This window comes from Pseudomonas sp. RIT778 (assembly GCF_019718735.1).
GTDB lineage: Bacteria > Pseudomonadota > Gammaproteobacteria > Pseudomonadales > Pseudomonadaceae > Aquipseudomonas > Aquipseudomonas aphyarum.
The window spans coordinates 12,520-26,061 of record NZ_JAIHBA010000001.1; the positions used below are offsets into that span (position 1 = coordinate 12,520).

The 13,542-nt window shown below is 62.0% G+C and carries 11 protein-coding genes; 9 read left to right on the forward strand and 2 right to left on the reverse strand.

Features of this window, described 5'->3' with window-relative positions; translation table 11 throughout:
- Positions 1-106 precede the first annotated feature (106 nt).
- Entirely contained in the window at positions 107-862 is a 756-nt protein-coding gene (gene olsB / locus K5E37_RS00060; RefSeq protein WP_007957877.1) for an L-ornithine N(alpha)-acyltransferase, read from the forward strand.
- On the forward strand, positions 862-1,656 hold the full coding sequence (locus K5E37_RS00065) for a 1-acyl-sn-glycerol-3-phosphate acyltransferase (protein WP_221532847.1): 795 nt from the start codon (positions 862-864) through the stop codon (positions 1,654-1,656). The genes olsB and K5E37_RS00065 overlap by 1 nt, the downstream gene beginning before the upstream one ends.
- Before the next feature lie 14 nt (positions 1,657-1,670).
- On the opposite strand, the gene K5E37_RS00070 is transcribed toward K5E37_RS00065, so the two are convergent.
- Entirely contained in the window at positions 1,671-2,243 is a 573-nt protein-coding gene (locus K5E37_RS00070; protein ID WP_085605423.1) for an ACP phosphodiesterase, read from the reverse strand.
- Between the two features lie 171 nt (positions 2,244-2,414).
- On the opposite strand from K5E37_RS00070, the gene K5E37_RS00075 reads away from it, so the two are divergent.
- From K5E37_RS00075 to K5E37_RS00085, 3 genes are read left to right on the forward strand one after another with little or no spacing between them, the layout of a single operon-like run.
- Positions 2,415-2,717 carry a helix-turn-helix transcriptional regulator gene (locus K5E37_RS00075; protein WP_007957866.1) on the forward strand — a complete coding sequence of 101 codons (303 nt, stop codon included), beginning with the start codon at positions 2,415-2,417 and terminating at the stop codon, positions 2,715-2,717.
- A gap of 33 nt (positions 2,718-2,750) precedes the next feature.
- On the forward strand, positions 2,751-3,914 hold the full coding sequence (locus K5E37_RS00080) for an MFS transporter (RefSeq protein ID WP_007957864.1): 1,164 nt from the start codon (positions 2,751-2,753) through the stop codon (positions 3,912-3,914).
- Positions 3,915-3,946: 32 nt separating this feature from the next.
- The gene (locus K5E37_RS00085; protein ID WP_007957862.1) at positions 3,947-4,996 is read left to right on the forward strand and encodes an alkene reductase; all 1,050 of its coding nucleotides are present in this window, start codon (positions 3,947-3,949) and stop codon (positions 4,994-4,996) included.
- Positions 4,997-5,245: 249 nt separating this feature from the next.
- Here the strand turns inward: K5E37_RS00085 and emhR are convergent, their stop codons facing one another.
- Positions 5,246-5,878 (reverse strand): efflux system transcriptional repressor EmhR, encoded by a 633-nt coding sequence (gene emhR, locus K5E37_RS00090; protein ID WP_007957850.1) that lies wholly within the window; start codon positions 5,876-5,878, stop codon positions 5,246-5,248.
- 266 nt (positions 5,879-6,144) lie between these two features.
- On the opposite strand from emhR, the gene emhA reads away from it, so the two are divergent.
- The 4 genes from emhA to K5E37_RS00110 all read left to right on the forward strand — a co-directional run bounded on the left by emhA (position 6,145) and on the right by K5E37_RS00110 (position 13,476).
- Complete coding sequence (emhA, locus tag K5E37_RS00095) at positions 6,145-7,302, forward strand: efflux RND transporter periplasmic adaptor subunit EmhA (RefSeq protein WP_007957848.1); 1,158 nt, start codon at positions 6,145-6,147, stop codon at positions 7,300-7,302.
- A gap of 3 nt (positions 7,303-7,305) precedes the next feature.
- On the forward strand, positions 7,306-10,470 hold the full coding sequence (emhB, locus tag K5E37_RS00100; protein WP_221532848.1) for an efflux RND transporter permease subunit EmhB: 3,165 nt from the start codon (positions 7,306-7,308) through the stop codon (positions 10,468-10,470).
- Positions 10,467-11,927 (forward strand): efflux RND transporter outer membrane subunit EmhC, encoded by a 1,461-nt coding sequence (gene emhC / locus K5E37_RS00105; RefSeq protein ID WP_221532849.1) that lies wholly within the window; start codon positions 10,467-10,469, stop codon positions 11,925-11,927. The genes emhB and emhC overlap by 4 nt, the downstream gene beginning before the upstream one ends.
- 289 nt (positions 11,928-12,216) lie before the next feature.
- Positions 12,217-13,476, forward strand: a complete 1,260-nt coding sequence (locus K5E37_RS00110; protein ID WP_221532850.1) for an OprD family porin — start codon at positions 12,217-12,219, stop codon at positions 13,474-13,476.
- Positions 13,477-13,542 lie beyond the last annotated feature (66 nt).

Sequence of the window (13,542 nt, forward strand, 5' to 3'; positions counted from 1 at the left end):
GCGATGACACCGGGGCTACATAGCCTGACTTTGCACAACACGGCTGCATAAAGAAAGTCGATCGGCTGCAACCCATGACGGGTTCAAGGCCCGTACGGAGATTCACATGACTCAGATCGCCCGCATCAGCGACACCGGCAATGAACGCCGCCTGCAAGCCGAACGCCTGATCGGCGCCGAGGCCTTGCAGCAAGCCCAGGCCTTGCGCTTCAACGTGTTCAGCGGCGAGTTCAACGCCAAGCTGAACGGCGCGGAGCTGGGTCTGGACATGGATGACTATGATGTTCACTGCAGCCACATCGGCGTGCGTGACCTGAACACCGGCCGCCTGGTGGCGACCACCCGTTTGCTCGATCACACCGCCGCCAGCAGCCTGGGCAAGTTCTACAGCGAAGAAGAATTCAGCCTGCACGGCCTCGCCGGTCTGCAAGGCCCGATCCTGGAAATCGGCCGCACTTGCGTCGACCCGGCCTACCGCAACGGCGGCACCATCGCCGTGCTCTGGGGCGAACTGGCCGAAGTGCTGAATCAGGGCGGCTACAGCTACCTGATGGGTTGCGCGAGCATCCCGATGCAGGACGGCGGCGTGCAGGCCCACGCGATCATGCAGCGCCTGCGCGAACGCTATCTGTGCACCGAACACCTGCGCGCCGAGCCGAAGAATCCGCTGCCAAGCCTCGACATTCCGTCGAACGTGATCGCCGAAATGCCACCGCTGCTCAAGGCCTACATGCGCCTGGGCGCGAAGATCTGCGGCGAGCCGTGCTGGGACGAAGATTTCCAGGTCGCCGACGTGTTCATCCTGCTCAAGCGCGACGAACTCTGCCCGCGCTACGCCAAGCACTTCAAGGCGGCCGTGTGATGAGCCGGCTGCGGGTGTACGCGCGGATCGCGCGAGTGCTGCTGGTGGTGACGCTGGGCCTGAGCATGGCCAGTGTCTTTGGAGTATTCGAGCGTCTGGGTCTGGCCCATTCGATGGAGCGTCGGCAGCGCTGGTCGCGGTTTTTCATGGCGCGTTTGAGCAATGCCCTGCCCTTTCGCGTGACCGTGCATGGTGAGCTGCCGAAGCAGCCGATGCTGTGGGTCAGCAACCATGTGTCGTGGACCGACATTCCGCTGCTCGGCATGCTCACGCCGCTGTCGTTTCTGTCCAAGGCCGAAGTGCGCACCTGGCCGGTGGCCGGTTGGTTGGCGGCGAAGGCCGGCAGCCTGTTCATCCGTCGCGGTTCGGGCGACAGCCAGCTGATCCGCAAGCAGATGACCCGTCACCTGCAAACCGATCATCCGCTGCTGATGTTCCCGGAAGGCACCACCACCGATGGTCGTTCGCTGCGTACCTTTCACGGTCGCCTGCTGTCGGCGGCGATTGATTCCGAGGTGAAGCTGCAACCAGTGGCGATCCGTTATCTGCGCGATGGCAAGATCGATTCGCTGGCGCCGTTCATTGGTGACGATGATCTGCTGTCGCACCTGATGCGCCTGTTCAGCAACGACTGCGGCGATGTCGAGATCCATCTGCTCAAGCCGATTGTCTGCCAGGGCCGGGAGCGCGCGGCACTGGCGTACGAGGCGCAGCAAGCGGTGCAGAAAGCCTTGTTCGGCGATGTGCTCAAACCGGTCGAAGCGCAACACGCCCGCGATCTGATCGCGGCCTGATCGGCGACATCTATCTACAGCTGCCGGCCGGCAAAGTCCTGCAGCTGTGGGTAGAACAAACGAAAGTCCTCGCTCAACGGTTCGTACAACCGGCGCAATTCCTCCATCGCCCCCGCCAGTTCTTCAGGTCGGGTCAGGCGCCGGGAGATCCCGCGCAACACCTGCTCCAGCACTTCGAATTCCTGATACGAACCCAACCAGTCATTGGCGACCATGTGCGGGGCGATCTTCGCCAGGCGCTCGGGCAATTGCCGCTCGCTGGTCAGCACGCGGTAAACGTCGGTGGTGAATTGGCCGAGCGGCCGGTCGGCGTATTGCGTCCAGTCCCGCGCCAGACAATGGTCGAAAAACACGTCGAGAACGATGCCCGCGTAACGGCGGCGAGTCGTGGAAAACCGCGCCAGTGAAGCGTCCACCAATGGATGGCGATCAGTGAACACGTCGATCTGTCGATGCAGGGCAATCGCCGCTTCGATCTCCGGGTCGAACTGCCCTTGCAGCCGCCCTTTGACGAAATCGCCATACAGACTGCCGAGCAGTTGACCGGGGCGCTGGCCACCGAGGTGTAAATGTGCGAGATAGTTCATGGGCGCAGCTTAGCACCGCGCCCGCGTTTGTTTACACCTCACATATCGTTATAACCCGATATACCGATTTATGCGGTCATCAGATCAAATTCATATTGGTGTATCGCGAAGCACCGATATAAAGTTCGCCTCATCGCGATATAGCGCTACACACATCACGAGCACCCAGCCATGAACATTGACCTCGACGAAATAATAAAAGCCCTGGCACACCCAGTACGGCGAGACATCCTCAACTGGCTGAAAGACCCGAAAGCCCAGTTTCCGGAACAGATCCACAACCACGAGTACGGCATCTGCGCCGGGCAGATCGATCAACGCTGCGGCCTGTCGCAGTCGACCGTCTCCGCCCACCTGGCCACCCTGCAACGGGCAGGACTGATCAGCAGCCAGAAAGCCGGCCAGTGGCACTTTTTCAAACGCAATGAGGACGTGATCCAGGCGTTCCTCAGCACCCTCAGCAAAGAGCTCTGACCCTTAACGTCAGCCAGCCAAAAGGAACCAACGATGCCCCTCTCGCTACTCATACTCGCCTTGAGCGCCTTCGCCATCGGCACCACCGAGTTCGTCATCATGGGCCTGCTGCCCAATGTCGCGGCTGACCTCGGTGTGTCGATCCCAGGCGCCGGCTGGCTGGTGACCGGCTACGCCCTGGGCGTGGCGATTGGTGCACCGTTCATGGCAATGGCCACTGCAAAACTGCCGCGCAAGGCTGCACTGGTAACGCTGATGGGCATCTTCATTATCGGCAACCTGCTCTGCGCCATCGCCACTGATTACGAGGTGCTGATGTTCGCCCGGGTCGTTACAGCCCTCTGCCACGGTGCGTTCTTCGGCATCGGTTCGGTGGTCGCGGCCAACCTGGTGGCACCGAACAAACGCGCCTCGGCCGTGGCCCTGATGTTCACCGGCCTGACCCTGGCCAACGTGCTGGGTGTACCGCTGGGCACCGCCCTCGGTCAGGAAGCCGGCTGGCGCTCGACCTTCTGGGCAGTGACGGTGATCGGGGTGATCGCGCTGATCGGCCTGATCCGCTTCCTGCCGGCCAAGCGTGACGAAGAAAAACTCGACATGCGCGCCGAACTGGCCGCGCTCAAGGGCGCCGGCATCTGGCTGTCGCTGAGCATGACCGCGCTGTTCGCCGCTTCAGTATTCACTCTGTTCACTTACGTCGCGCCGTTGCTGGGCGATGTCACCGGTGTCTCGCCCCGTGGCGTGACCTGGACCCTGATGCTCATCGGCCTGGGCCTGACTGTCGGCAACATCATCGGCGGCAAACTGGCCGACAAGGGCCTGGCCGCGACGCTGATCGGCGTGTTCATCGCCATGGCCGTGACCTCCACCGTCCTGACCTGGACCAGCATCGCGCTGATCCCGACCGAAATCACCCTGTTCCTCTGGGCCACCGCCTGTTTCGCCGCCGTACCGGCCCTGCAAGTGAACGTGGTGACATACGGCCAGGCTGCACCGAACCTGGTGTCGACCCTGAACATCGGCGCCTTCAACGTCGGCAACGCCCTCGGCGCCTGGGTCGGCGGCAGCGTCATCGCCCACGGCTACGGCCTGACCAGCGTGCCTCTCGCCGCCGCAGCACTCGCGGTCCTGGCCCTGCTGGTGACCCTGATCACATTCCGCCAGAACGGCAATCCCGAGCTGGCCACCGCTAACTGATTCACTCACTTACCTCACGAGGGTTGTATCTCATGGCAACAATTTTCGATCCGATCAAACTGGGCGACCTCGAGCTGTCCAACCGCATCATCATGGCGCCGCTGACCCGCTGCCGCGCCGACGAAGGCCGCGTACCGAACGCACTGATGGCCGAGTACTACGTACAACGCGCCTCGGCCGGCCTGATCCTCAGCGAAGCCACCTCGGTGACCCCGATGGGCGTCGGCTACCCGGACACCCCGGGCATCTGGTCCAACGACCAGGTGCGCGGCTGGACCAACGTGACCAAGGCCGTTCACGCGGCCGGCGGCAAGATCGTCCTGCAACTGTGGCACGTCGGCCGGGTTTCCCACCCGTCGTACCTGAACGGCGAAGCGCCGGTTGCACCGAGCGCCATCCAGCCTAAAGGCCACGTCAGCCTGGTTCGCCCGCTGGCCGACTATCCAACCCCGCGCGCACTGGAAACCGCTGAGATCGCCGACATCGTCGACGCTTACCGCGTCGGCGCGGAAAACGCCAAGGCAGCCGGTTTCGACGGCGTGGAAATCCATGGCGCCAACGGCTACCTGCTCGACCAATTCCTGCAAAGCAGCACCAACCAGCGCACCGACATCTACGGCGGCTCCCTGGAAAACCGTGCCCGTCTGCTGCTGGAAGTGACCGACGCCGCGATCGAAGTCTGGGGCGCCGGCCGTGTCGGCGTACACCTGGCACCGCGCGCCGACTCCCATGACATGGGTGACGATAACCTGGCCGAAACCTTCACCTACGTCGCCCGTGAATTGGGCAAGCGTGGCATTGCCTTCATCTGCTCCCGCGAGAAAGAAGGCGCCGACAGCCTCGGCCCACAACTGAAAGAAGCCTTCGGCGGCGCGTACATCGCCAACGAACGCTTCACCAAGGACAGCGCCAACGCCTGGCTGGCCGAGGGCAAGGCTGACGCGGTGGCATTCGGTATCCCGTTCATTGCCAACCCGGACCTGCCCGCTCGCTTGAAGGCCGATGCGCCGCTGAACGAACCGCACCCGGAAACCTTCTACGGCAAAGGCGCGGTCGGCTACCTCGACTACCCGACGCTGTAAGCCACACCGCAGAAACACAAAAGCCCCCGACTCGCGAGAGTCGGGGGCTTTTTATTGATCGCCGGGTGGGCGAGCCGCTCACATTCGTTCACAGGCTCGACACAAAATCCCTACAAAATACGTAGCTCGCTACATATCAACCCGTGCCGCAGAGGTATATAAAAGCATCCCATTGCAGCGGGGCGAGTGAACAGGGATCTTCACCCTCCTCCGTCATTGACACAAACTGATCCAATAACGAATTTTGTTTCATTTGCGCAGGCTGGGGCTCAGGCGCAGCATGTCCAGCCCGGTATCGACCCAGCGCTCGGCCTCGGCGTACAGTTCGAAGCTGTCCGGCGCCAATAGCCATCCATAAAGGAGGCCATCAATATAGGCGTGAATGCTGATGGCTGCCCGGGCAGTGTCGAGGTCTGCCGGCAACTGCCCACGATTGACCGCATTACTCAATGTCAGCGCGATCCGCACATTGCAATCGAGGCTGGCGGTCCGGCGCTGCTGGCGCAGATCGCACATTTCATCGGTGAACTCGCACTTATGAAACAGAATTTCGTTGATACGCCGGGTCTTCGGGTCCAGTGCAACTTGATGAAACAAATGAATCAGCAATTTGCGCATGCAGCCCAGCGGATCAGGTTCGTCCTCGCTTTCGCTGGCCTTGGCCAGTTCATCCAGCGGCTCATGCAGGGTATCGAGCATCGCTTGCAGCAGATCGGCCTTGTTGCTGAAGTGCCAGTAGATGGCACCGCGCGTCACCCCGGCCAGGGTGGCGATGTCCGACAGGGTCGTGCGGGCCACGCCCCGCTCATAGAAGGCTTTCTCGGCCGCTTCGAGAATCTGGCTGCGCGTTTCCTGAGCTTCCTCTTTGGTACGACGGACCATGGCAGTAAAACCTCAAACAGGATGTTTCAGGGATGGCTGAATATCCGCTGAATAAAAAAGGGTTGATCTCTCGCGGATCGGCTCCCCGGCCTACAATTTCAGACCTTGCGACGACTTTTGTAACAGGGTGGATACGACGCCAAGGTGTTTACAAACAACCATGAACGTAAGTATATTCCTTAGCAAGCTACTTATCCACCCGGTAACCCTTTTTTACCCTTCCACACTTCTTGTGCGCTTTTCGCGCGCCTGACCCGAGGATCTTCATGCAATTCAAGCCAGCTGTTACCGCTCTGGTCACTGCCGTCGCCCTGGCATCGCTGCTCAGCGGATGTAAAAAGGAAGAGGCGGCTCCCGCCGCACCACCTCCTCAGGTCGGCGTCGTCACCCTGCAACCACAAGCCTTTACCCTGACTTCCGAACTGCCGGGCCGCACCAGTGCGTTCCGCATCGCCGAAGTTCGTCCGCAGGTCAACGGCATCATTCTCAAGCGTCTGTTCAAGGAAGGCGGCGATGTCAAAGCCGGCCAGCAGCTGTATCAGATCGATCCGTCGGTCTATGAAGCGACCCTGAAAAGCGCCGAAGCCAACCTGCGTTCGACCAAGTCGATCTCCGACCGCTACAAGCAACTGGTCGACGAGCAGGCCGTCAGCCGTCAGGAATACGACACCGCCGTGGCCAACCGCCTGCAATCGGAAGCGTCGTTGCAGACCGCACAGATCAACGTGCGCTACACCAAGGTCTACGCACCGATCTCCGGTCGTATCGGCCGTTCTTCGGTAACCGAAGGCGCGCTGGTCAGCAGCGGCCAGACCGATGCGATGGCCGTGATCCAGCAACTGGACCCGATCTACGTCGACGTCACCCAGTCCTCGGTCGAGTTGCTGGAACTGCGCCGCGAACTGGAAAGCGGTCGTCTGCAGAAGGCCGGCGACAACGCCGCTGCGGTCAAGCTGACCCTGGAAGACGGCAGCCAGTACAAGCTCGACGGTAAGCTGGAATTCTCCGAAGTGTCGGTCGATCAGACCACCGGTTCCGTGACCCTGCGCGCCGTGTTCCCGAACCCGGATCACACCCTGCTGCCGGGCATGTTCGTCCACGCGCAGTTGCAGGCCGGTGTGAACAGCGCCGCGATCCTCGCACCGCAACAAGGCGTGACTCGCGACCTCAAAGGCACCCCGACCGCGCTGGTTGTGGGCCCGGACAACAAGGTCGAACTGCGTCAGCTCAAGGCCAGCCGCACCGTCGGCAGCCAGTGGCTGATCGAAGACGGCCTGAAGGCTGGTGATCGTCTGATCACCGAAGGGCTGCAATTCGTCAAACCGGGTGTTGAGGTCAAAGCGACCGAAGCCACCAACGTCGGCAACAAGAACCCGGCCCCCGCTCAGGCAGCTGACAAAGCCGCCGGCGGCAAAGGGGAGTAATCCATGTCAAAATTTTTCATCGACCGTCCGATTTTCGCCTGGGTAATTGCCCTGGTGATCATGCTGGTCGGGGCACTTTCGATCCTGAAACTGCCGATCAACCAGTACCCGAGCATTGCGCCACCGGCCATTGCCATCTCCGTGACCTACCCGGGTGCTTCGGCACAGACGGTTCAGGACACCGTGGTCCAGGTGATCGAGCAGCAGCTCAACGGTATCGACAACCTGCGTTATGTGTCCTCGGAAAGTAACTCCGACGGCAGCATGACCATCACCGCGACCTTCGAGCAAGGCACAAACTCCGACACCGCGCAGGTCCAGGTCCAGAACAAGCTGAACCTGGCCACCCCGCTGCTGCCGCAGGAAGTGCAGCAACAGGGTATCCGCGTGACCAAGGCAGTGAAGAACTTCCTGCTGGTGATCGGTGTGGTGTCGCGTGACGGCAGCATGACCAAGGACGACCTGTCCAACTACATCGTGTCGAACATGCAGGACCCGATCTCGCGGACCGCCGGTGTCGGCGACTTCCAGGTCTTCGGTGCCCAGTACGCGATGCGCATCTGGCTCGACCCGGCCAAGTTGAACAACTTCAACCTGACCCCGGTCGACGTGAAAACCGCGATTGCGGCGCAGAACGTCCAGGTGTCGTCCGGTCAGCTCGGCGGCTTGCCTGCCGTGCAGGGCCAGCAACTGAACGCCACGATCATCGGCAAGACTCGTCTGCAGACCGCCGAGCAGTTCAAAGAGATTCTGCTCAAGGTCAACAAGGACGGCTCGCAGGTTCGCTTGAAAGACGTCGCCGACGTCGGTCTGGGTGGCGAGAACTATGCGATCAGCGCCCAGTTCAACGGCAGCCCGGCTTCCGGTCTGGCGGTGAAACTGGCCAACGGTGCCAACGCTCTCGACACCGCCAAGGCACTGCGCAAGACGATTGACGACCTCAAGCCGTTCTTCCCGCAAGGCATGGAAGTGGTGTTCCCGTACGACACCACCCCGGTGGTGACCGAGTCGATCAAAGGCGTGGTTCACACCCTGGTCGAAGCGATTGCGCTGGTGTTCCTGGTGATGTTCCTGTTCCTGCAGAACTTCCGCGCTACCGTCATCACCACGATGACCGTGCCGGTGGTACTGCTCGGTACGTTCGGCATCCTCGCGGCGGCCGGTTTCAGCATCAACACCCTGACCATGTTCGGCATGGTACTGGCCATCGGCTTGCTGGTGGACGACGCCATCGTCGTGGTGGAAAACGTCGAGCGGGTGATGAGCGAAGAAGGCTTGTCACCGAAGGAAGCGACCAAGAAATCCATGGGCCAGATCCAGGGCGCTCTGGTCGGTATCGCCCTCGTTCTGTCGGCGGTATTGCTGCCGATGGCGTTCTTCAGCGGCTCCACCGGTGTGATCTACAAGCAGTTTTCGATCACCATCGTGTCGGCCATGGCGTTGTCGGTCCTGGTCGCGCTGATCTTCACCCCGGCGTTGTGCGCCACCATGCTCAAGGCGATTCCGCACGGTGAGCACGGCACGCCGAAAAAAGGTTTCTTCGGCTGGTTCAACCGCAATTTCGACCGTGGCGTCAACAGCTACGAGCGCGGTGTCGGCAACATGTTGTCGCGCAAGGCGCCGTACCTGCTGGCCTACCTGCTGATCGTGGTCGGCATGATCTGGCTGTTCACCCGCATTCCGACCGCGTTCCTGCCGGAAGAAGACCAGGGCGTTCTGTTCGCCCAGGTGCAGACGCCAGCCGGTTCCAGTGCCCAGCGCACTCAGGTGGTGGTGGATGAAATGCGTGAATTCCTGCTGCGTCCGACCAAGGACGGCGGTGAAGGGGACGCAGTAGCCTCGGTGTTCACCGTGACCGGCTTCAACTTCGCCGGCCGTGGCCAGAGCTCGGGTATGGCGTTCATCATGCTCAAGCCGTGGGACGAACGTAACGCCGACAATAGCGTGTTCAAACTCGCCGCCCGCGCCCAGCAGCACTTCTTCAGCTTCCGCGATGCGATGGTGTTCGCCTTCGCCCCGCCGGCCGTACTGGAGCTGGGTAACGCCACCGGTTTCGACGTGTTCCTGCAGGACCGCGCCGGTATCGGTCACGAGAAGTTGATGGCTGCACGCAACCAGTTCCTCGGCATGGCCGCGCAGAGCAAGGTGCTCACGCAGGTGCGTCCGAACGGTCTGAACGACGAGCCGCAATTCCAGCTGGAAATCGACGACGAGAAGGCCAGTGCCCTGGGCATTACCATCGCCGACATCAACAACACCCTGTCGATTGCGCTGGGCAGTAGCTACGTCAACGACTTCATCGACCGCGGTCGGGTGAAGAAGGTGTACGTGCAGGGCCGGCCAGACTCGCGCATGAGCCCGGAAGACCTGAAGAAGTGGTACGTGCGCAACGCGACCGGCACCATGGTCCCGTTCTCCGCATTCGCCAAGGGCGAGTGGATCTACGGTTCGCCGAAGCTGGCGCGTTACAACGGCGTTGAAGCGGTCGAGATCCTCGGTGCCCCGGCGCCGGGTTATTCCACCGGTGAAGCGATGGCCGAAGTCGAGGCGATTGCCAAGAAACTGCCGGCCGGTGTAGGTATCTCGTGGACCGGTCTGTCGTACGAAGAACGCCTGTCCGGCTCGCAGGCTCCGGCGCTGTACGCCCTGTCGCTGCTGATGGTGTTCCTGTGTCTGGCGGCGCTGTATGAAAGCTGGTCGATTCCGATCGCGGTCATGCTCGTGGTGCCACTGGGGATCATCGGTGCGCTGATGGCCACCAGCCTGCGCGGCCTGTCGAACGACGTGTACTTCCAGGTGGGTCTGTTGACGACCATTGGTCTGGCGGCTAAAAACGCCATTCTGATCGTCGAGTTCGCCAAGGAATTGCACGAGCAGGGACGCAGCCTGCGCGATGCGGCCATTGAAGCCTGCCGCATGCGTCTGCGACCGATCATCATGACGTCGCTGGCCTTCGTCCTCGGTGTTGTACCGTTGGCTATCTCCACCGGCGCAGGCTCGGGCAGTCAACACGCGATCGGTACCGGCGTGATTGGCGGTATGCTCACCGCAACGATCCTGGCGATTTTCTGGGTTCCACTGTTCTTCGTCACTGTGTCGTCCATGGGTCAGCGCAAAAACGCCGGCAAGGATGACGCCATAGAAACTCCTAAAGAGGCTGGCCAATGAGCAAGTCGCTACTCTCCATCGCAGTCGCCGCCTTCGTGCTGAGCGGTTGCTCGCTGATACCGGATTATCAGCAGCCGGAAGCACCGGTGGCCGCGCAATTCCCGCAGGGCCCGGCGTACTCGCCGGCCCAGGCACCGGCACAGGCCGCTGCCGAGCAGGGCTGGAAGCAGTTTTTCCATGACCCGGCCCTGCAGCAGCTGATCCAGGTCGCCCTGGAAAACAACCGCGACCTGCGTGTCGCGGCACTGAACATCGACGCCTACGCGGCTCAATACCGCATCCAGCGCGCCGACCTGTTCCCGGCCGTGTCGGCCAATGCCAGCGGCAGCCGTCAGCGGGTTCCGGCCCGTGCGTCGCAGACCGGTGAGTCGAGCATCACCAGCTCCTACTCCGCCACCGTCGGCATCAGTGCCTACGAACTCGACCTGTTCGGTCGGGTTCGCAGCCTGAGCGAACAAGCGCTGCAACAATACTTCGCCACCGAAGAAGCGCGCCGCAGCACCCAGATCAGCCTGGTGGCCAGCGTGGCCAACGCCTACCTGACCTGGCAGGCCGACAAGGAACTGCTGAAGCTGACTCAGGACACCCTCGGTGCTTTCGAGGAAAGCTACAAGCTGACCAGCCGCAGCAACGAAGTCGGTGTGGCTTCGGCACTGGACCTGGCGCAGTCGCGTACCTCGGTTGAAAACGCCCGCGCACAACTGGCGCGTTACACTCGCCAGGTTGCCCAAGACGAAAACAGCCTGACCCTGCTGCTCGGCACCGGCGTGCCGGCCAACCTGCAAGCGGCCAAGCCGCTGTCGGATGATCTGCTGGCCGACGTGCCGGCCGGTCTGCCGTCGGATCTGCTGCAACGTCGTCCGGACATCCTTCAGGCCGAGTACAACCTGAAGGCGGCCAACGCCAACATCGGCGCGGCCCGTGCAGCGTTCTTCCCGAGCATCAGCCTGACCGCCAACGCGGGCAGCCTGAGCCCGGACCTGTCCGGCCTGTTCAAGGGCGGTTCGGGCACGTGGCTGTTCCAGCCGCAGATCAACCTGCCGATCTTCAACGCCGGCAGCCTGCGCGCCAGCCTCGACTACGCCAAGATCCAGAAGGACATTGGCGTGGCGAACTACGAGAAGTCCATTCAAACGGCCTTCCAGGAAGTCGCCGACGGCCTGGCCGCCCGCCAGACCTATACCGAGCAGTTGCAGGCCCAGCGTGACTTCGTTCAGGCCAACCAGGATTACTACCGCCTGGCCGAGCGTCGCTATCGCATCGGTGTCGACAGCAACCTGACCTTCCTCGATGCCCAGCGTCAGCTGTTCAGCGCGCAACAATCGCTGATCACCGACCGCCTCGCGCAGCTGACCAGTGCGGTCAACCTGTACAAGGCCCTCGGCGGTGGCTGGAATGCGCAGACCGCGCAGAACGAACCGCTCAAGGAAGAAGCGCCGAAGATGAAGTTGTTCTGATCATCCGCTGAACACAAGAAGCCCGCCGATTTGGCGGGCTTTTTGTTGCCTGCCAATCTTGCGTTCGATAATCGCCCGAATTCCACTTTCGCCGATTGAATCGCCTCGCCCGCGCCCCGCACCATTCGAGCCACAAAACCAATAACAACAGGTTCGACACCATGCTCCCGCGCCCTGCTCCATCCGGCTGATCGCCGCCGCTTCGCCCCCTGATTCCATTGAATTCCTGCGCCTCAGAAACGGCCGCAGCGCCCCCGTTCGCCCAAAAAAACAAGAGAGACCCCAGCCCATGACAACGTCCCCTGCGCCCTACGCACTTCCCGGCCTGATCGCCCTCGCCCTGGCCGGCGTCGCGCTGCCCGCTGCGGCTGAAGAAGCCGGTTTCATCGAAGGGGCCAAGGTCAACCTGAACCTGCGCAACTTCTACATCAACCGCAACTTCACCAACCCGACCAAGGCTCAGGGCAAGGCTGAAGAGTGGACGCAGAACTTCATCCTCGACGCCAAGTCCGGTTTCACCCAGGGCACCGTCGGGTTCGGCCTGGATGTGCTGGGGTTGTACTCGGTGAAGCTCGATGGCGGCAAAGGCACCGGCGGCACGCAGGCGTTGCCGCTGGATCATGACGGGCGTCCGGCGGACACCTTCGGCCGCACCAACGTAGCGTTCAAGGCCAAGCTGTCGCAGACCGAAGTGAGGGTCGGCGAGTGGATGCCGGTGCTGCCGATCCTGCGTTCGGACGACGGTCGCTCGCTGCCGCAGACCTTTCGCGGCGGCCAGATCACCTCGAAGGAAATCGACGGCCTGACCCTCTACGGCGGCCAGTTCCGCGCCAACAGCCCCCGTGACGACAGCAGCATGAGCGACATGTCGATGTTCGGCATAGCGGCGTTCACCTCGGACCGCTTCAACTTCCAGGGCGGCGAATACGTGTTCAACGACAAGCGCACCCAGATCGGCCTGTGGAACGCCGAACTCAAGGACATCTACAGCCAGCAGTACGTCAACCTGATCCACAGCCAGCCGCTCGGCGACTGGACCCTCGGCGCCAACCTCGGTTTCTTCTACGGCAAGGACGACGGCAGTGCTCGCGCCGGCGACCTCGACAACAAGACCTGGTCGGGGATGTTCTCCGCGCGATACGGCGGCAACACCTTCTACGTCGGCCTGCAGAAACTCACCGGCGACAGCGCCTGGATGCGGGTCAACGGCACCAGCGGCGGAACGCTCGCCAACGACAGCTACAACTCAAGCTACGACAACGCGCAGGAACGTTCCTGGCAACTGCGCCACGACTACAACTTCGCTGCCCTCGGCGTGCCCGGCCTGACCCTGATGAACCGCTACATCAGCGGCGACAACGTGCACACCGGGACCATCACCGACGGCAAGGAATGGGGCCGCGAATCGGAACTGGGCTACACCGTGCAAAGTGGCGCACTCAAGGACCTGAACGTCAGATGGCGCAACTCGACCATGCGTCGTGACTTCAGCAACAACGAGTTCGACGAAAACCGCCTGATCGTCAGCTATCCGATCAGCCTGCTCTAGGGCGCTGCACCATCCGTCAGGATTAATGGCACGGCGCCAGCCGACGCGTAGAGTGGATCCACCTGA